At 41.2% G+C, this 19,153-nt stretch carries 16 protein-coding genes and 1 pseudogene; 9 read left to right on the top strand and 8 right to left on the bottom strand.

Annotated elements, in window-relative coordinates:
• The first annotated feature begins 42 nt into the window (after positions 1 to 42).
• From GTK07_RS09155 to GTK07_RS09170, 4 genes are all read left to right on the top strand, one after another.
• Complete coding sequence (locus GTK07_RS09155; protein WP_051947139.1) at positions 43 to 651, top strand: TetR/AcrR family transcriptional regulator; 609 nt, start codon at positions 43 to 45, stop codon at positions 649 to 651.
• 69 nt (positions 652 to 720) lie between these two features.
• The gene (locus tag GTK07_RS09160) at positions 721 to 1,278 is read left to right on the top strand and encodes a lysophospholipid acyltransferase family protein (protein ID WP_036379403.1); all 558 of its coding nucleotides are present in this window, start codon (positions 721 to 723) and stop codon (positions 1,276 to 1,278) included.
• A gap of 161 nt (positions 1,279 to 1,439) precedes the next feature.
• Positions 1,440 to 1,652 (top strand): lysophospholipid acyltransferase family protein, encoded by a 213-nt coding sequence (locus tag GTK07_RS09165; RefSeq protein WP_036379405.1) that lies wholly within the window; start codon positions 1,440 to 1,442, stop codon positions 1,650 to 1,652.
• Positions 1,653 to 1,789: 137 nt separating this feature from the next.
• Positions 1,790 to 2,386: a TetR/AcrR family transcriptional regulator gene (locus tag GTK07_RS09170; protein ID WP_036379408.1), complete on the top strand. Its 597-nt coding sequence runs from the start codon at positions 1,790 to 1,792 to the stop codon at positions 2,384 to 2,386.
• Between the two features lie 163 nt (positions 2,387 to 2,549).
• Here GTK07_RS09170 and GTK07_RS19345 read toward each other — a convergent pair whose 3' ends face one another.
• Positions 2,550 to 2,672, bottom strand: coding sequence for a hypothetical protein (locus GTK07_RS19345; RefSeq protein ID WP_255307434.1), 123 nt, complete (start codon positions 2,670 to 2,672; stop codon positions 2,550 to 2,552).
• Between the two features lie 103 nt (positions 2,673 to 2,775).
• On the opposite strand from GTK07_RS19345, the pseudogene GTK07_RS09175 reads away from it, so the two are divergent.
• Positions 2,776 to 3,877, top strand: a pseudogene (locus GTK07_RS09175) (IS3 family transposase).
• A gap of 357 nt (positions 3,878 to 4,234) precedes the next feature.
• On the opposite strand, the gene GTK07_RS09180 reads toward GTK07_RS09175, so the two are convergent.
• The 7 genes from GTK07_RS09180 to GTK07_RS09210 form a co-directional block, all read right to left on the bottom strand.
• The gene (locus GTK07_RS09180; protein ID WP_203583768.1) at positions 4,235 to 5,173 is read right to left on the bottom strand and encodes an aldose epimerase family protein; all 939 of its coding nucleotides are present in this window, start codon (positions 5,171 to 5,173) and stop codon (positions 4,235 to 4,237) included.
• Positions 5,174 to 5,359: 186 nt separating this feature from the next.
• Positions 5,360 to 6,466 carry an alpha/beta hydrolase gene (locus GTK07_RS09185; protein WP_051947140.1) on the bottom strand — a complete coding sequence of 369 codons (1,107 nt, stop codon included), beginning with the start codon at positions 6,464 to 6,466 and terminating at the stop codon, positions 5,360 to 5,362.
• 59 nt (positions 6,467 to 6,525) lie between these two features.
• Positions 6,526 to 7,980 carry a sulfatase family protein gene (locus GTK07_RS09190; protein WP_036379415.1) on the bottom strand — a complete coding sequence of 485 codons (1,455 nt, stop codon included), beginning with the start codon at positions 7,978 to 7,980 and terminating at the stop codon, positions 6,526 to 6,528.
• Between the two features lie 184 nt (positions 7,981 to 8,164).
• Positions 8,165 to 9,592, bottom strand: a complete 1,428-nt coding sequence (locus tag GTK07_RS09195; protein ID WP_036379417.1) for a RagB/SusD family nutrient uptake outer membrane protein — start codon at positions 9,590 to 9,592, stop codon at positions 8,165 to 8,167.
• A gap of 26 nt (positions 9,593 to 9,618) precedes the next feature.
• Positions 9,619 to 12,957 (bottom strand): TonB-dependent receptor, encoded by a 3,339-nt coding sequence (locus GTK07_RS09200; RefSeq protein ID WP_163634978.1) that lies wholly within the window; start codon positions 12,955 to 12,957, stop codon positions 9,619 to 9,621.
• 161 nt (positions 12,958 to 13,118) lie between these two features.
• Positions 13,119 to 14,000, bottom strand: coding sequence for a FecR family protein (locus tag GTK07_RS09205; protein WP_163634979.1), 882 nt, complete (start codon positions 13,998 to 14,000; stop codon positions 13,119 to 13,121).
• Positions 14,001 to 14,285: 285 nt separating this feature from the next.
• Positions 14,286 to 14,885: an RNA polymerase sigma factor gene (locus GTK07_RS09210; protein WP_163634980.1), complete on the bottom strand. Its 600-nt coding sequence runs from the start codon at positions 14,883 to 14,885 to the stop codon at positions 14,286 to 14,288.
• Between the two features lie 383 nt (positions 14,886 to 15,268).
• Here GTK07_RS09210 and GTK07_RS09215 point away from each other — a divergent pair, with 383 nt between their 5' ends.
• The 4 genes from GTK07_RS09215 (at position 15,269) to GTK07_RS19435 (ending at position 19,133) form a co-directional block, all read left to right on the top strand.
• Complete coding sequence (locus GTK07_RS09215) at positions 15,269 to 16,915, top strand: sulfatase family protein (protein ID WP_051947143.1); 1,647 nt, start codon at positions 15,269 to 15,271, stop codon at positions 16,913 to 16,915.
• A gap of 34 nt (positions 16,916 to 16,949) precedes the next feature.
• Positions 16,950 to 17,837, top strand: coding sequence for a hypothetical protein (locus GTK07_RS09220; RefSeq protein ID WP_036379423.1), 888 nt, complete (start codon positions 16,950 to 16,952; stop codon positions 17,835 to 17,837).
• Positions 17,838 to 17,958: 121 nt separating this feature from the next.
• Entirely contained in the window at positions 17,959 to 18,729 is a 771-nt protein-coding gene (locus GTK07_RS09225; RefSeq protein WP_163634981.1) for an alpha/beta hydrolase, read from the top strand.
• Positions 18,730 to 18,920: 191 nt separating this feature from the next.
• Entirely contained in the window at positions 18,921 to 19,133 is a 213-nt protein-coding gene (locus GTK07_RS19435) for a transposase (protein ID WP_220123573.1), read from the top strand.
• Positions 19,134 to 19,153: the final 20 nt, after the last annotated feature.

Below are 19,153 nucleotides of genomic sequence, written 5' to 3' on the forward strand. Positions count from 1 at the left end.
TAAAATAAATATTATTTTAGACTTTCTAACTAAAAAAGTCAAATGTTCAATATTGAAAGTACCGATAATTTTTCGTTAATACTTGATTCCGCCAAAAAAAGATTTTGCCGTTATGGCCTTAAAAAAACAACAATGACGGAGATTGCCGGGGATATAGGTCTATCAAAAGCATCCCTATACTACTACTTCTCCACTAAAGAAGAACTTTTCAAGGAAGTAGTAAAGCAAGAACATAAAACATTTTTAAACGAGATTGAAGGTCTTCTTTCTTCGGTTGTCCCTGCAGAAGAGTTATTCCATATTTACCTAGAAAGGCGACTGATCTACTTTCGCGATTTTGCACACCTCAGTTCTTTGAGCCTGGAATCTATAAACAGTTTAAAACCCGTTTACGCCCGCCTATTCGAAAACCTTCGCAAAGAAGAAATACGACTTGTGAGTAAAATATTGGAAAAAGGTATTGCCGCCCAAGATTTTGAAAATCTTGATATTGCTTATTATTCGCAATTGTTCATTGCCATTTTCCAAGGGTTGCGGCACAATGTACTTATTAAAAAAGACACAATAAATATCACGGAAATTGAGTATTCTCTATTGCAGAGACAATATGAAAGCGCATTAAAAATGTTCGTGAAAGGAATCAAAAAATAAATCGTAGGCCGGCCTTTAGAAAAAAGGAAACTAATTATTTGTTGCCTGTGCCATTATAATTTTTTTGTAATGAAAAACAAGATGCTGCCCAAGATTAGATATTTGCCTTTTTATGCCATCTCGACCCTGCCGATGCCTGTTCTGTACCTGTTATCGGACATATTGTTTGTAGTGGTCTATTACCTCATGAAGTATAGAAGGAACTTAGTCTCGGACAATATCAAAAAATCCTTTCCTCAAAAACCACAAATTACACTGAGAAAAATTGAAAAGAACTTCTATCGGCATTTCTGTGATATACTTGTCGAATCGATTAAGACATTGACCATCAGTAAAAGGTCGGCAATGAAACGTTTGCGTATAGAGAATCCGGATTTGGTAGAACATTATTTAAGCGAGAATAAAAATATTTTGCTTTACACTGCCCATCAGGGAAATTGGGAATGGTTGATATTCCTACCACTTTTTTTCCTTACCGATCAGACACTTTATACAAACCAATTAAAAACCACTATTTCAATAGCCTATTTAAAATTATCAGAGAACGATTTGGTGTCCATTGCATTGAATCCACCAAGGGATATAGGACCATTATCGACCTTGAACGAAAGAATGTCATTATGTTGAACTGCATCATCGGCGATCAAAGCCCTGTCAGAATCAGTACCAAACATTGCTGCCATTTTTTGAACAGGGAAACAGCTTTTTTCTAGGGGCCGAAAAGCTTGCCAAAAAAACCAGTGAAGTTGTTTTGTTCCCTTCTTACAAAAAAATAAAAAGAGGGTACTATGGACTACATTTTTAGTTTGATAACGGAAAGTCCCGTTTCCGTGAGAATCAATGGGATTATAGAAGACTATGCAGAGGCATTGGAAAACGTGATCTTTAAATCGCCGGAACTTTGGCTATGGAGCCAAAGAAGATGGAAGTTAAGTGCCTCAATTTGGGATTTTAAAGTACCCGGCATTATTTGGTCTATCCAAAATGCTATTGAAATTTAAGACCAGTTATATTTGACTAGAAAGAACCGAAACAAAAGGTTTAACGACCTAATATTATTTATCATTTTGGTGATCTTTATCATATTTCGCTATCGTTATAAATACGTAACTTTATGTTGCCTTAATAATTTAACCCAATGATCTGTAAATCCGAACTTGTTGCATGCTCCGCCTTAAACTTCGCTCAATTTGGGAGTAAACGGTTCACACTCGATGAGTTGGCAAATCAGCTTGGCATATCAAAGAAGACCATCTACAATTATTTTAGGAAAAAAGAAGAATTGGTTCAAGAGAGTACGGTCTATCTACTGCAAAGATATTCAAGGGAGATCCAAGAATCGGAGATTGCTTTCTGTAAAGATCCTCTGGAAAAGATAATACTGATATACAAAAAGGGTTTCGAACATTTAAAATTTTTCAGTCCCACGTTCCTTTTCGGACTAAAGAAATATTACCCTAAGGCCTATGATCTCTATTATAGCTTTCGAAATGATTTGGTAAATAAAACTATTTACGAACTCTTTGTCGATGCACAAAAATTGGGCTTTATTCAAAATGAGGTGAACTTGAGATTGGTTTGTGAACTGTACTTTTTGAATTTGAACACTATCGCTTTTGGTAAAACCAGTCTGTTTGATAAATATACCCAGCACGAGATTCTACAACATCTCATAATCAACACCATAAAAGGTATTGTAACCGAAGATTACACCAACAGGTTTATCCAAAAATAGACTGACAACCGTCATGTATTATAATTGCCCCCATCCTTAGGACAGGGACAGGGACAATTACAAACAAAAACTTGACGAGCTAGCCCATAAACTCGCCTAGCGATCAGATAAAGTGCATTGGTCATTTTTGCGCCTCTTCCTTTCCTTACGCACCGCTCTTCAACTAGACTAGGATGGCATTGATAATTTCAGAAATCGGGGCTGTCGGTGGAAAACCACTTTGGGAAAGAAAAATCTGCGGAACTATCTCCATTTCAATAGTATCTTTATCGTGTACTTTGTGCATGGACTATGGAATTTAAGTATGGTAACACTGATCTCAGAAGTCTGTAAGGTTCCCTGAAAAACGAAGCGTTGGAAATTAGAGTTCAACGTTTAAATTTGAGGCAATGAAAAAAAGCAGATTCACCGAGACACAGATCATCAAGGTCCTAACGGCACAAGAAAAGGGAAAGACCGTTGCCGAGATATGCCGCGAGCACGGTATCAGCCAACCGACCTTTTACAACTGGAAGGCAAAATAAGGGGGGCATGGGAGTAGACCAACTCAAGAAGATGAAGGAGATGGAGTCGGAACTTGCCGAGTTCAAGCGCATGTAAGCCGATCTTGCCTTTGAGAACAACGCCCTGAAGAACCTTATCGAAAAAAGCTAAGCCCGCCGAGAAGCGAGAAGCTGTCGGATACCTGGCCAAAGAGGTAGGGTTGAGTATCAGGCGGCCTGTGGGGCGGTGAGCCTTAGTCTGTCGGTCTATTATTACCGTTTCAAGAGGAAGCCCGAAGACGAAGTGATTATGGATTCTTTGGAAAAGCTGGCCGAAGGTCACCCGACCTACGGGTTCAGAAAGATGTTCCATATGCTCAGGGCAATGGGCCACGGCTGGAACCACAAAAAAGTCTACAGGGTCTATGTGTTGATGGGGCTGAACATTCGAAGAAAGCGAAAGAGAAGGTTGCCCGAAAGGGTAAAGAGCCCACATATACACCCCGTGGACTGTAACATCACATGGAGTGCCGATTTCATGCAGGATACCTTGACCAACGGAAAATCGTTCAGGGTCTTCAACGTAATCGACGACCTAAACAGGGAACCCCTGGTGTCCACCGTCGACACTTCGCTCAGTGCGAGGAGGATAACAAGAGAACTGGACAGGCTCATCGAATGGAGGGGTTCACCGGAGACCATCCGCGTGGACAATGGCCCTGAGTTCACTTCGGCCATTTTCAATACATGGGCCACAAAGAACGGTGTCGAGATCCGGTATTTCCAACCGGGAAAACCGACCCAGAACACTTTGGTCGAGAGGTTCAACGGCATCTACCGTAAAGAGGTTTTGGATGCTTATCTGTTCACGGAGCTTGATCTGGTCAGGGACCAGACCCAGAGATGGTTCCGGGAATACAACAATGTCCGACCACATGAATCATTGGGCAACAGGCCACCGAAAAAATTTTGGAAAGCCGAGGGAAATCCAGCTTTCCCTAATTGCTAATGGACAGCCATTTCACAAAAGAAAGTATATTTATGGACGCTTTGCTTTAGGGGAACCTTACACTATCTCTCGTCCAAAAAAAGTTTAAATCACTTCATATGCAAAATAACCTACTGAAGCAAGGTCGTGTTTATGACTTATATTGAAAAATGGTTATTCCAAAACTTATCAAATTTTCTCAATAAACCTCAAATGTAATATTTCATGTTTTAAAGTAACGCCAAAGACAACAGGCACTGCCAGTAATTACCTTCTTTAGAAAAGCAGAAACGAAACACAAAACACCATAAATTCGTTACATAATTAGGCATTAGAAGCAAATGCAAAACCATGTTTTGATAATATGTAGATTGTTGTTTAAAGGCTTTGGTCTATTTGTATTAAAAAATAATACTTAACGGTTTCGCCCGGTTTCAATGTGACGAGGTGTGACTTTTTTTCAATATCTTTTGGAGAATCCTCAAAATCATGATGTGAGGCCATAGGCTCAATGCACACAAACGGATATCCTGGAGGGCTCCAAATATTGACATTCGGAAAATTACCCAGAATCAAACTTATGTATGGTTTTTGGCCAGATTTGGCCAGACCAATTTTAGTGATAACTGAATCTTTGATGAAAATCCCAGTATTAGGTATCCTGTCATCATCAAATCCAAGAGTTGTCTCATTTTGTAAAAAGGGGGCTACCGAATCTTTCAGAAGACTATTTTTAATTAGTTCTCTTTGGGCAGAAAGGGATTTATAAAAAAACAACTCATGCTTTTTTCTATCATTTGGTTGACCAAGTGACAGATTAAACCCAGGATGCCCCCCAAGTGCAAAATACATGCTATGGGTATCGTCATTTCTGATGACGTATTCGTTCAAGATGGTATTATCGGTCAATTTATATCGAACTGAAATTTTGAACAAAAAGGGATAGTTTTCATGCAATATTTCTTTGTTGGGAACAAAACTTAATGTAACCTCATCATTTGATTTATGTTTTACTGTCATAAAGCGCTCTTTTAAAATTCCCATTTTCGGCATATCGTATTTGACGTTCCGAAAATAAAATTCGTTGTCCCTGAATCTGACATTTACTGGAAACATTATGGGAGCCCTGTCCGCCCAATATTCACCATTGCCCTGCCATAGGTACTCAAACTCACTGATTTTGCCTTTTATGCTTTGAAGTTCAGCCCCTTTTTTGCTTATTGATACCCTAATGGAATCATTTTCGAGCCAAAGTAACTCAGAACCTTGGCCATGGACTGTAAAGAAAAATGTCAAAAAAATAAATAAAAAAGCCAATACTTTCAGGTGTGGCATTTTACAATCCCACTTAAAAGTCTTTTTCGAATCTGTTGGTTTCACGGTGTGAATGTATTAGTTCATAATAAGAAAATCAGCATAAGGACAGGAACTGGAAGCAAAAGTAAAAAAGCGCAGACAAGCTGCGCTCCCTTAAAAAAACTAACTCAAAATCAACCTATCATATTACTTTTCACCATGTAGGTAAGCGGACATAGTCGGAAATACCTCACCGATGAGTTGCTCACTGACCTTGTCACTATGTTTGCCGGTGTACCAGCAGGTGCTATGTGGTATTTTTTCCTCTTTCAACAATGTAGAGAAATAAACTGAACCTTCGAGCAATCCGGGAGTTTCGTCCTGATAGCCACAACTCAATGCAATTTTTTTGTACTGGGTTAAATTGTTCTTGTAATTTTTCACTTTTTCTTCCAAATTCCCAAAACCAGCTACCCATTTCTCTAGGACTTCTTCTTTCTTGGAAAAGGTGCCATCGGCATTCATCGTAAACGGGAATGCAATCTTTAAGGGTTGTGAAAGATCGGGAGAGAATGCAGATCCAAAGGCAAGAATACCAAATATGCTCGTTATCTTTCGGTCATACGATTTTAATTCTTGTTGCAAGGTTTCAGAAAAATCCTCATCCCTCACATTTACCATTTTTTCGGATAAATTCTGAACCTGCACCAAGGTCGAATCGTTCTTAAACATACCATTCAATAAATTATCATTTGCCAAAACGGCAGGACTCATGGCATAGGCCACAGAAAATACCTCGGGATGCCTTAAGCTGATATTGATTGTTCCACCTCCGCCCATTGAATGTCCACTTATTCCACGAGATTCCCGTTTCGCCAAAGTTTTGTAATGGCTGTCAACATAAGTAATGACATCTCTTACAATAAAATCTTCCCAATTTCCCGAAACAGGTGAATTGGCATACATCGACCCTTCAAACAGATTATGGCCGTTGAGTTCTATTAAGATGAACTCGTGTTCTTTACTATTCTTCATATAACTGTCAAAAGCCTCCGTTTTGGGATATTCGCCAGCCTCAACGGTATAACCGTTCAAAAAATAGACAACTGGAAACAATTGATCTGAGTCTAAGTAAGACGGTGGTAAATAAACCCCAATCTTTTGCACATCTTTCGTGCCTATTAAATTATCCTTAAGTGATGGAGCCGGAATCTCCACCAGCGAATAGTTGCTTTTTTGGTCCTGTGCTACTATGCCCCCGCCTAATAGAAGCAATAAAATAACCACACATTGAATTTGACCTCGTTTTTTCATATATATATTGTATATTGATAAATTAAAACTAGTTTGAAATTTAATTGATAATTCAAAGGTCAACCCCTGTCTTTCAACTGATCTTCCCCTTTGACCAAATTTAAATTATGGATTTTGACCAAGGCTTTGATTTGCTCAATGACATCAGGGTTACTTTCGGCAACATTATATTTTTCAGATGGGTCCACTTCAAGATTGTATAGGAGTGGGGGGTCATGTTCTTCACGCATCGGTGGGCCATAGGCACCTTCCGTTATGAAATGGGCTTTGAAGGCTCCCAGCCTAACCGCATAAAGCTCATCTCCCCTGTAATAAAACACTTCTTTTCTCTCACTTGGTTTTTTTTCAAAGAGTGTTGGCCCAAGGTCATTTCCATCCATCTGTCGATCTTCGGGCAATGGCACGTTTGCCAATTTGCTGAAAGTGGTAAACAAATCCATGGTGGTGCCAATTTGGGTGACCAAACCAGGTTGGATTCGGCCTGGTCCCCAAAAAATACATGGCTCACGCATACCCCCTTCCCATGTAGATCCTTTTCCTTCCCTCAATAACCCTGCACTTCCACCTTCTTGGTTCATGATGAGCCATGGTCCGTTGTCTGAGGTGAAGACTACAATTGTATTCTTATCTAGGCCACTATTTTTTAATTCGGCCAATATTTGTCCCACCCCATGGTCAATTTCTTCAACAACATCGCCATAGAGCCCCCTATCGCTGGTGCCCAGAAAGTCCTTTGATGCGAAAAGGGGCACATGTGGAAGATTATGGGCCAAATAAAGGAAAAAAGGTTTTTCCTTGTTCTTCCTTATGAACTGTACCGCCTCTTCATTATAACGTTTTGTCAATGTGTTCTGATCAGCTGGGCGCTCCACTATCTCCGTATTGCGCATCAGTGGAACATTGAAAGTATTTATATCTTTCCTCTCTTCCGATTTCCAAAAATCAATATACCCTTGAGTTGACCTGAATGGAATAATGTTGTCCATGTCATTGCTGTAAGGAATACCAAAATAATAGTCGAACCCTTGGCTCGTTGGCAAATACTCCTCTTTATGTCCCAAATGCCATTTGCCAATGCAAGCCGTCACATAATCGACTTTTTTTAATTGTTCGGCCAAGGTTATCTCACTTTGCGGCAATCCTTTATGGGAATCGGGAAAAAGAACACGGTTCACCTTACTGGTCATTCCATTTCTGATGGGCAATCTCCCGGTCATCAATGCTGCCCTGCTGGGTGTGCATACGCTCGACCCAACATAGAAGTTCGTCCATTTTTGGCCTTCGACCGCCATTTGGTCCAGGTTTTTGGTGTGTATTGTAGGGTGCCCATATGAGCTTAAATCACCATACCCAAGGTCATCGGCAAAAATGACAACAAAGTTCGGAGGTACGTCTTCTCTCTGTGTAACTTGGTCGACATTGGCTTGTTGTCCCGTGCAGGTGCCAACCCATGACAAGAAGGCAAGTGTCAAAAACAGCTTTATGTTCATGAATCTAATCGTATTTACTTTCATCTAAATTTAATTTTTAATATTCAAGCAAGGCCTGGTAAATCCACAGAAGTCTACCAAGATAGACTTCAGTAAAGCGAAAAGGTTGGAAGAAACCTTGAGGTAGGCCGACCATTAAATTAATCTGGAATACTTTTCTTTTCATTATATATTATATTCTCGACTCCCAAAAAGAACACTGATGTTTTTAATATCCAGGATTTTGTTCCAAATTTGAATTGGCATCCAGTTCTCTTTGGGGAATCGGATAGAGCACATGAAAATCCTGGGCATTTTTCCCCCTTGCTTGGGCCCTAGAAATCATGACCCCGTGTCTTATTTGGTCTTCCCTCGCATTTCCTTCAAAGTAAAATTCCCACTCCCTTTCACTCAATATGGCATCTCTTAAGGAATCTTTGCCAAAACTTCCCAGATTCAAGGGGGTGGCACCGGCCCGGTTCCTGACCTCGTTGATCAGGTCGATGGCCTCTTGGGTGGGACCATTGAGTTCATTGAGTGCTTCTGCCCTTGTCAACAATATGTCCGCATACCTGATGACAATAATATCATTGCCAGCTGACGCTCCCACGGCATTTGGGTCAAAAGGTAATTTATAGGGGTGTGATTGATCGTTGCCCAACCCCATTACCAGTTCACCGGTTGCCGTACTCTGCCATTCGGTTATTATACGGCTGGTTCTAGTATCTGTCGCCTCAAAGGAGTTTACAAAATCATCAAATAAGTAAGTGCGTGCAGCAAATACAGAATTGTTCGGGAAAGGTCTTGGATAATCCGGTGGGAAAATCAGCGCATTCATAAACTGGCCCGCCCCAGCAGCATCTTTGGGAAGTGCCCAAATGACCTCGGCATTGCCCTCGTTCGATATTTCAAACACGTCTGAGTAATTGGGTAAAAGACTGTACAGTCCCAAATCGATAACGCCCGAGGACATGTCGGCCGCTTTTTGCCATTGCTTGGTGTTCAGGTAAAACTTTGCCAAGACCGACATGGCCACGCCTTTGGATGCTTTTCCAAAGGCCGGAGGTTGGTTGGGTAAAGTGGCTATTGCCCCCAACAGTTCCTGCTCTATAAAGGCCTGAGTCTCTTCGTCAGTTGATCGGGGCAGCAAAGGATCATCAGTAGAAGACCGATAAATCGGCACCCTACCAAAAAGCTTGTAAAGCTCCGAATAGGCCCATCCCCTTATAAAATGGGCCTCGGCTTCCGTTCTCTGCTTAAAATCATTCGAAAAAGAATCATTGTCCAGGTTGTCCAGGACCAGATTCGCATCACGAATGGAACTAAAGTACACTATCCATACAGGAATCAATTGGCCATGGTTGCTGTCCCAATTGTAATCGATCAATGATTGCCATACACTTTCAATCGACCCACCAGCGCCCCATACCTCACCGGCTGGCATGGTTCCCAAATAATAAGGGGACCAGGATTCATCATCCCCAGCCCTATGCGAATAGGCATAAGCTGCATTCAATAAGGAGCTGAGACCTTGCTCAGAGGTAAAAAGTGTTGAGGGCGAGAGCTCAGAGAACACCTCTTCCTCCAAACGTTCTTCACAGCCCAGCAGGCCAGACAGCATTATAGTGAGAGCTATTCTATAATAATAAGTTTTCATAATTATGATTTTTTTAATTGTTTGACCTAAAAATTGGCAGTAAGACCCAACATATAGGTTGTTGCCAGGGGATAACTACTATAATCGATCCTAACGTTACTTCTACCGAATGAATTAGCCTCAGGATCAAATCCCACATAATCAGTAATTGTAAACAGGTTCTGGCCGGTCACATAGACTTGAAGTGAGTTCAAAAAATCAATATTTTGAACTGGAACGTTGTACGATAGCCTGACATTTTTCAAACGCAGGTAAGATGCATCTTGAATGGTCAGGGTATTCACTTTTCCTGCACCATAGGCATTGGGGTTTACCCCTGATGGCCATTTAGCACCTGTATTTTGGGGCGTCCATCGATCCAATATTTGGTGCGCAAGTCGGTTTCTTCTGAAGTTTGCAGGATAGAGAGACTCTATCAGGTTGATATTCAATAGGTCGACACCTGCCTGACCTTGAAAAAAGAAGTCCAACGTCAAATTCTTGTAGGAAATTGAATTTTGTATACCATAGGTAAAATCAGGATATGGGGTGCCTATAATGGTCTGGTCGGTAGGCGTAATGGCCCCATCTCCATTTCTATCTTCAAAAATTGGAAAGCCTGGCTGGGCTGTGGGCTGTGGTGAATTGGCTATATCGTCACCTTCCTGAAAAATGCCGGTGACAACATATCCATAATAGGAGGCCAGGGGATCACCTTCTTGAATGATCGCCGTGTTGCCCACTGCTTGTACACTTCCCGTCACAATACTTTCAATTCGTCCCAAATCCACCACTTCATTCTTAATGGCGGAAAAATTCAATGAAGTATCCCATTTAAAATCATCGGTCACTATGTTGGTCGAGTTAAAAAGAAACTCAACCCCACTGTTCTTAACTTCGCCTACATTTGTCAATATTGATGAATAACCGGAAGCAAATGGCAATGGAAGGTCAAACAACAAATCCTTCGATTCTTTTGAAAAATAATCTAAACTACCACTGAATCTGCCCCCTGAAATACCGAAATCAAGACCGATGTTGAGTTGTTCGGTGGTTTCCCACTTAAGGTCTGGATTTGGAATACGCTGGGGGGAGACACTGCCTGAAATGGTGCCACCAAACACTACGTTGGGTCCTGTTCCAAAGGTCAGTTGCGATGCATAGTTGCCAATTTCCTGGTTACCTGTCTGACCCCAACTCGCCCGTAGCTTGAACTGGCTGAAACTATCGGGAATAAATTCTTCTTGGTCAAGTTTATAGCCCAAGGCAAAGGATGGAAAATAACCCCATTTGTTGTTCTCTCCAAACCTTGATGACCCATCCGCCCTTATTGAGGCGGTAAATAAAAATTTGTCAAAAAGGTTATAGTTCACCCTGCCTAGATATGACAACAAGGTATTTTCTTCCTTGCCACTAGAGAGTACATCCGTATTGGTGTCGCCCAGTGCCAAATTGTTAGTTTTGATATCATCTGTCGGAAAACCGCTGATATTACCGGAAAAGAACCGCGAACTGAACTTTTGAAAGGTGATACCACCCAATACCGTAAGTGCATGGTCTTCGTTAAAAGCTTTGTCATAGGTCATCGTGTACTCGAACAGATAGTTGGAGCGTTCCAATACGTTGATGTTCGCGATACCGCCAGCGGCACCGCCACGAATGGTCTGGGTGGTATTGTAAATGTCACGTCTCGATGTTTGTCTGTCGGTCCCGAAATTGAACTTGCCTGAAAGATCTTCAGTGAAATCGTAGTTCAAAAAAGCACTTCCGAATGTTCTATTGGTCTCGCTCTCGCTAATGATGGCATTTATCAAGGTAACTGGATTGTTGACAGTCAGATTCGCCGACTGGCTAAAAGTACCATCGTCATTAAATATGGTCTCCGTAGGATCATATAACAATGAAGAATAAATAGGCCCTGCTTGCTCATTGGTATTGACGCCATCGACATTGTTGTTGTCCTTGACCAAACTTGTGTTGAAGTTTAGGCCTATCTGGGTCTTGTTCCCAATTTTTGTCTCAAGGTTTATTCTTCCGGTATATCTTTTTATCCCCGTATTTTTTACAACACCTTCTTGATCAAAATAGTTGAATGAGGCATAATAGTTTGTGTTTTCGCTGCCCCCGCTCACAGCCAGGTTGTGATTGGTCAAAGGAGCCGAGCGAAAGACTTCATCTTGCCAATCGGTCCCCCTGCCGATTCTTGAAATATCCTCATTGTTGAAAACCACTGCGTTTCCTTGTGCAATTGACAAGTCGTTTATGGCATCTATGTATTGTGAGGTGGAAAGCACATCGATTTTTTCAGCGACCGATTGGATACCTGCATATACATCATACGTGACATTTACCTTGCCTTTGCTTCCCTTCTTGGTAGTGATCAAAATTACCCCATTTGCCCCTCTTGAACCGTAAATTGCCGTTGCTGAGGCATCCTTTAAAATCTCTATCGATTCCACATCAGCTGGATTCAGGGAATTCAAGGGATTCCTAGGGCTCAGGTTTTGACCTACTTCGGCCACCCCGCCAGAACCAAGGTTGGGGCTGTTGTCAATCGGGAACCCATCTATTACATACAAAGGCTCGTTACTGGCATTCAAAGAGTTGGAGCCCCTGATCCTAATTGCCAACCCACCTCCAGGGGCTGAACTGGCTTGGTTTATCTGTACCCCAGCAGCCCTACCTAGCATCATTTGGTCCACGGATACGTTCGCCCCCGGGTTCATGTCGTCTTGACCCAATGACGCCACGGACCCAGTTAAGTCACTTTTCTTCTGCGTTCCATAGCCGACAACCACGATTTCATCAAGGACGGCAGTACTTTCCTGCAAAACAATGTTCAAAACCGATTGTCCGTTGACAGGGATTTCTTTCGTAGTGAACCCGATATAGGATACGGTCAATATGACATCACCGTCAGTTACCTTGATCGAAAAATTTCCATCAAAATCGGTTTGGGTGCCGTTCGTGGTTCCCTTTTCGATGATATTTGCTCCTGCCAAAGGAACTCCTGAATCATCCAAAACCGTTCCGCTGACCGTAAAATCTTGAAAAAAAACGGCGTCGGTGTTTGGTATATGATAGGTTTGATCTTTAAAGACTGTTACTTGTCTGCCAATAATATTGTAACCTAGACCGTACGATTCTAATAAAGAGTCAAGAACGTTAGGTAAGGTTATATTGTTTTTCTTGAGAGTAATTGAATTATCATTGGGCAAAATACCATCTTTGTAAAAAAAGATGTACTCGCTTTCATCCTGTAACTGGTTGAATAGTGTCTCTAAACTTACATTTTTAAGGTCAAGATTAAACTTGGTCTGTGAGTAAGAGTGGTTTGCATAGAGAGCGGTTAACCCCAATAATATGTAACAAAGAAAGGACCTCATTATTTTTATTGAAATGGATTGACCATTTAATTTGCCTAGAACATGGGCAATACTTAAGTAATTATTCATAATTTTAGAGTTCAGTTTAGTTATTACTTCGGTAATACATTTTACCGGCAGATGCGCCAACATCTGTCGGTTTTCATTTCATTCTGTATATTTTATTTCATAGGCACTGTATCTTTTAAATTTAACTTGGTGGAGGCCAGTATGATTTTGTCGGTTTGATATTCCGCAAAAAAGTTAGATGCTTCTCCTATAGTTTGTATGACTTGCCCCAGATTTTCCTTTAAGTCAAGTTTTCCAGAAAATGTTTCTGTTTTTAAATGATTTTCCTTTATGAAAATTTCCACACCATAATATCTCGACAATTTTGTGGTGATATATTCCAAATCACGGTTTTTCAGATTTAGGAAGCCTTCTCTCCACCCAAAATATTCATCAATGTTCACATCGTGCATTTCTATTTCTTTGGTTTTGGTATTATAGCCAGCCATTGTGCCCGGGGCCATCTTAAAAGACTTTTCGTCATCATGGTCATAGGTCACCAAAACACTGCCGCTCTTAAGAACTGTACTAGCCATTTCATCATCGGGATAAGTGCTGACATTGAAAACGGTTCCCAATACATTGATCTCCTGATTGGTCGAGATCACCCGAAAGGGTTTTGATGGGTTATGTGCAACTTCGAATATGGCCTCACCTTCGAGAAAGACCTCCCGCTCCTTATCCCTGAAAAACGCAGGGTAGATAAGCCTAGACCCTGAATTTATCCATATTTTCGTTCCATCAGAAAGGGTCACGTCGGTACGTTTTCCAAAGGGCACCAGTATCGTGTTGAATACAGGTTTTTTTTCATCTTCTATAGTTTGTCTATATTTTTCACCTGTTCCCACGTGCAGATCTTTTCCCGTTGACGAGTACCTTAATGTGTTGTTCTTTTCATTTAGTTGAATTTTTTCTCTCTCTCCGAGCACCACGATTACTTGGCTGCTACTGCCAAAGTCAACAATTGATTTATTTTCATCAATATAATCCTGCAATGACTGTTCGCTAGATTTGTCAAAAACGGTAAAAACAGCAAACAACAGCGCTATCGATGCCGCCGCACCGTACAACAACGTTGCCCTTCGTTGCCTTTTTGCATTTTTTCTTAGAAGTTTGGCCGATCTTATAATACGGCTCTTAAGCTTTGTCCGCTCTAAGTCGGAAAGTGGTTCGTTCTCGCTAAAGTTCATACTTTATTTGTAATTATGGGGTAAATGGAACTTACCGTCCATATATAAGAGGGCAGTTTTTGATATTTATAGACAAAAAAAAACGCTTTTTTAAAAGAACAATGTTAAGGCCGTGTCGCGGATCGTTTTTAACGTTCTGTAAACCAGCGTTCTGGCAGAAGCAACAGAAAGTCCCAAATCTCCGGCGATCTGTTGATATGTCTTTTCTTGGGCGAAACGAAGTCGAAGTATCTTTCGTTGATGATCCGTTAAATTAACCATTATTTTTTTTAGCCTCTTTGACAGTTCATTTTCTTTTTCATCTTCGATCATTTCTTCCTCATGTGAAATAACCGTCAGGCCTGCAGTAGAGTAACTATTGTTAAAGGTTTCCAATTCGCTCTCCAAACTCTTGATCTTATGGTCGCTTTGCTTAATGAGTTTTCTTTTAAGGGACATTATCAAATAGGCCTCTATGTTTTTGACATCCGATAATTTCTTGTGGTATCTATAAAGGTCTAGAAAAAGATTGTGGATTTCATCTTGAACTTTAGCTCTATCTCCACTGATTTTGTACCCATAGGCAAAAAGTTTGTCAACGTAAAGGTCATATAGAGACCCCAAAGATGCCAAACAGCCTTTCTTCAGATCTTTCCAGAGCAGTTTCTCTATAGAGTCTAGTACTTGGTCTATTTTTTTTTCTCTTCCCATTGATACCGTAATCCAAATGGTATGGCAAATTTGCCGATTGACAAAATCATAATTAGTAAATGGAATATTATCATGTCCCATTATTGAAATTATCGCAACTAATGTATAAAAAAAATAAAGAATTGATAACAATGATAAATTTTTTTACAAATTAACTTTTTAATGATATGAGAAGTTGGGTGCCCAGCTCAAAAGGGCTAAGAGTGTCAAGAAAACAAAAAATGATGTCTATAAAAAAAGGGTTTTCATCTCTTACTAAAAATGGGCGACCAACAAGTTAAAACTCTGCAGACATGAAAAGTCATCTTAAAAAAATAGGTCAAGGAACGACTAGGTTGTTGCTTATGGTTGCCATCTTATTGGTTTTTCTTATGTGTAAGGTGATGTTTTCTCAGCAAAGCCCGAATATAGTTTGGATAGTATGCGAGGATATTTCCCCTTTTTTGGAAGTATATGGCGATTCAATTGCGAAAACCCCTAACATAAATGCTCTGGCTCAAGATGCGGTTGTTTTTACAAAAGCATATACCACGTCCGGGGTATGCGCACCTAGTAGATCATCCATTATTACCGGCATGCATGCAATTTCTATAGGCACACAACACATGCGCACCCTTTCTAACTCAACAATTTTTATGCCGGAAGGCCTGCCAAGCTATTCAGCCGTTTTGCCGGACAATGTAAAGGCTTTTCCTGAATATCTAAGGGCACGGGGCTATTATACGACAAACAACTATAAAGAAGATTATCAGTTTGAAGTGCCGGTTACAGTTTGGGATGACAGTAGCCCAGCGGCTTCTTATGAATATAGGCCTAAAAACGTTCCGTTCTTCAGTGTGTTCAACTTGGCTGTCACACACGAATCAAAGTTGATGGCGTCGCCAGACAGCATTTTTTTCGACCCCAATGACATGAAGTTGCCTCCATATTACGTCGATACCGAAACTGTGCGCAAAGATATGGCAGTTCTCTATACCCGTATCGAACAAATGGATCAGGCTGTGGGCGAGATTGTTGACAAGTTAAAAAAAGATCAAGTCTATGATGACTCTTATGTGATATTTTTTAGCGATCATGGTGGATGCATGCCTTGGACCAAGCGGGAAATTCTTGAAAGGGGGACGCATATACCTTTAATCATTAAATTTCCCAAAAACCGTTTTTCCGGCACCAAAGACGATAGGTTGATCAGTGCAGTGGACTTGGCACCAACAATGCTTTCCATAGCGGGTATCAAGCCTCCCGACCATCTTCAGGGAACCGCTTTTCTGGGGGCATACAAATCTTCGGAAGGAAGAAAGTATGTCTTTGCGGCGAGAGACCGTATGGCAAATAAATATGATAGGGTACGGTCTGTGAGCGACGGTGACTTCAGGTATGTGTACAACTTTATGCCAGAACTCCCCAAATACCAAGACCTGCAATACAGAAAGGGCATACCCACGATGAAAGAAATATTGGAACTCTATAAAGAGGGAAATTTAGATAACCCCTATCTGTTGGACTGGTTTGCCGGAAATAAACCTTCCGAAGAACTCTATCACACGAAAATGGATCCCAATGAGTTGTTAAATATTGCGGAAGAGCCCCAATATGCGGCAAAAAAGAAAGAACTTAAAGAAACTCTTTTTGATTGGATAACAAAAGTGGGCGACCTATCCTCGGTCGGCGAAAAAGAGATGGTATTCAACAATTGGTGGAAAAACACAAAGGAACCTCCTAAAACATCTCCCCCGAAAATAATAGGTAACAAAAATGGGGTTACTATAGAATGTGCTACTAAAGGAGCTTCGATCGGTTATCGCATAGTTGACCAAGGTGACCTCCTTGACGCGAAATCAAGGCGTAGGGCCAAAAGTTGGGATTTTGGTTTTACAATCGACCAAGAAAAGACCATTGAACTTGTTGATGTGCACAAGCCATGGAAGATCTACCTAGGAGAAACCATTAATTTGGAAAAGGGACAGACACTTATCATCAATGCCCATAGAATCGGGTATTTGCCCAATGAAGTGACCTATACATATTAGAATTTTAACAAAAATTATATAAATCAATTTAACTATGAAGAAAATCAATCGCTTATTTTTTGGAACGGCATTTTTGTCATTGCTATTGTTCGCCTCCTGCTCGGACACATCTTTTGAGGAAGAAAACCTGAATGCTTCCAAAAACCTAACCGAGTCGGATAAAGTATCGCTGTTCGGCAACATGTCCGAAGACATTCAATTTGATGGTTACTACGTAGGGGCGGACACCTTACTTTTTGATTATCGGACCACCAGTATTCTGGATGTGCCCCCAGTATACCCAGAAACAATCACAAACGACGAACCCATATGGTTTATCAACGGTGCCGGCAACGATGTGACAAGACAGTTCAAAAGCATGCTTGAAATTGCAGAATTTACAGGTCGCCCCGTTGTTGGCATACACAATGGCACCAAAGGAGGAAAACTGGATGCTCTTGAAATCATCTTGCCCACCAACGAGGTCGTGGAGGCCGCTATTGAAAAGAGTGTGCTCGAAATCATTGATACAGAGACCAGGGTACTTTTGTTGGGACACAGTCAGGGGGCCTTTCACTTGGCCAGATCACTACGTTCGCTGGAAAACCAGCTTTCGAACAGCCAATTGGGCCAACTCATGGTAGAAACATCGGGTGGTGCAGGTATGTGGTTCCCCCGAGGCCCCCAATATGTCCATTATGCCAACGAAGGTGACCCAGCCCCAAAGTTGCACGGAGTGCTCACCCCGGGCGCATTACCTGGAAATAGAAGCGTTATCTTGATTTTTGATGACGAATGGTATGATATCCCACCTGAGATTGACACCCCTTTTACACGAGTACATGCCCAAATCGTTTATTTGCGGAATCGACTGACTTTTGCCGAGGCTCGGACCTATGCCCCTTTGTTCGGCAGCAAAAAGATCAACTTGGATAATCTATAAATAACAAAAAATGAAAAAATCAAGAAGTTCTATTACTTCAATTGCCATAACTCTACTAAGCACGATGTTTTGTTTTGGCCAGGGAAAAGTTTTGGAAGGACAGTCGGTAAAAAGCGCCATTTTGGGCAAAGAGGTTGATTATACCGTTTATTTGCCAACCGGTTATGATGACTCTACAAGAAGCTACCCTGTAATCTATCTTTTGCACGGTTATGGGGGTGATGAAAATGTTTGGGTACAATATGGGCTTATAGACCATTTCATGGATTCTGCCATTGAGAAGGCACAAATCCCTCCTTCAATTGTAATAATGCCTGATGGAGGGCAGTATTTTTACATCAATGATTTCCAAGGCAATTCAAGGTTTGAAGATATGTTCTTTCAAGAATTTATACCAATGGTCGAAAAAACCTATAGGATTAAAAAGACAAAGGAACACCGGGCCGTTGTAGGCAATTCAATGGGTGGCTATGGCGCCTTTTTGTATGGGGTGAAACACCATGATATGTTCGGTACCTGTGTGCCACTCAGTGCGGCAATTATTTCAATGGATGATCCAATGACCAAAAACCCCATGTGGAAAGGACTGGCTAAAAACCTTTATGGGATGGATGTAGATTCTGAAAACCCGGATACTAGCCATTGGGATGCCAACAACCCCATGAAATTGATTAATACAATAGCAAAGGATAACCTGAAATTAAGACTTTACTTTAACATCGGCGATGATGATTTTCTATATACAGGTAATGCCGCGGCCCATGTCTCATTACGAAACATGAAAATAGACCATGAGTTCCGCATCATTGATGGTGGGCATGATTGGACATTTTGGCGGTCCTCTATCCCCGATTTTCTAAAATATATAGGGCTGGGCTTTATGAGACAGTGAACTTAAAACAGGGAGAGAGCCAAGCCCCATGCGGGCAGGCACTATGCGTAATCTTCATTTCCCGTTATATTGGAAAAACAACGCGCCTTGCCCTAGGGGTTTGGTCTCTATTCCCTTTCGCTTTGGACTTACTACATTTGACTGGACATTGAGAAAAGAGCATGTTGACTGTTTGAATTAACTTTGAAAACATGTCAAAACAAAAAAGAGAGTACACAATGGAGTTCAAGCAAAAGGCTGTCGAACTGAGCCATGCAAGGGGCAATGCAGCAGAGGTATGTAGGGAACTTGGGCTGAACCCCTCGGTATTGGGACGCTGGCGCAGGGAGGCCAAAAAAAATGGGGAGAACAGTTTTTTCCCGGAAAGGGGAACCCCAAGCTTACTGATGAACAAAGGGAGATAAACCTAGCTCAAGAAAAAACT

This window comes from Flagellimonas sediminis (assembly GCF_010500845.1).
Classification (GTDB): Bacteria; Bacteroidota; Bacteroidia; order Flavobacteriales; family Flavobacteriaceae; genus Flagellimonas; species Flagellimonas sediminis.

What these genes read in the sequence shown, in the direction of transcription:
- GTK07_RS09220 (WP_036379423.1), top strand. Translation starts at nt 16,950, where the DNA reads ATGAAGAAAATCAATCGCTTATTTTTTGGAACGGCATTTTTGTCATTG.
- GTK07_RS09160 (WP_036379403.1), top strand. Translation starts at nt 721, where the DNA reads ATGAAAAACAAGATGCTGCCCAAGATTAGATATTTGCCTTTTTATGCC.
- GTK07_RS19435 (WP_220123573.1), top strand. Translation starts at nt 18,921, where the DNA reads ATGTCAAAACAAAAAAGAGAGTACACAATGGAGTTCAAGCAAAAGGCT.
- GTK07_RS09170 (WP_036379408.1), top strand. Translation starts at nt 1,790, where the DNA reads ATGATCTGTAAATCCGAACTTGTTGCATGCTCCGCCTTAAACTTCGCT.
- GTK07_RS09165 (WP_036379405.1), top strand. Translation starts at nt 1,440, where the DNA reads ATGGACTACATTTTTAGTTTGATAACGGAAAGTCCCGTTTCCGTGAGA.
- GTK07_RS19345 (WP_255307434.1), bottom strand. Translation starts at nt 2,672, where the DNA reads ATGCACAAAGTACACGATAAAGATACTATTGAAATGGAGATAGTTCCG.
- GTK07_RS09200 (WP_163634978.1), bottom strand. Translation starts at nt 12,957, where the DNA reads ATGAGGTCCTTTCTTTGTTACATATTATTGGGGTTAACCGCTCTCTAT.
- GTK07_RS09155 (WP_051947139.1), top strand. Translation starts at nt 43, where the DNA reads ATGTTCAATATTGAAAGTACCGATAATTTTTCGTTAATACTTGATTCC.
- GTK07_RS09215 (WP_051947143.1), top strand. Translation starts at nt 15,269, where the DNA reads ATGTTTTCTCAGCAAAGCCCGAATATAGTTTGGATAGTATGCGAGGAT.
- GTK07_RS09185 (WP_051947140.1), bottom strand. Translation starts at nt 6,466, where the DNA reads ATGAAAAAACGAGGTCAAATTCAATGTGTGGTTATTTTATTGCTTCTA.
- GTK07_RS09210 (WP_163634980.1), bottom strand. Translation starts at nt 14,885, where the DNA reads ATGGGAAGAGAAAAAAAAATAGACCAAGTACTAGACTCTATAGAGAAA.
- GTK07_RS09190 (WP_036379415.1), bottom strand. Translation starts at nt 7,980, where the DNA reads ATGAAAGTAAATACGATTAGATTCATGAACATAAAGCTGTTTTTGACA.
- GTK07_RS09195 (WP_036379417.1), bottom strand. Translation starts at nt 9,592, where the DNA reads ATGAAAACTTATTATTATAGAATAGCTCTCACTATAATGCTGTCTGGC.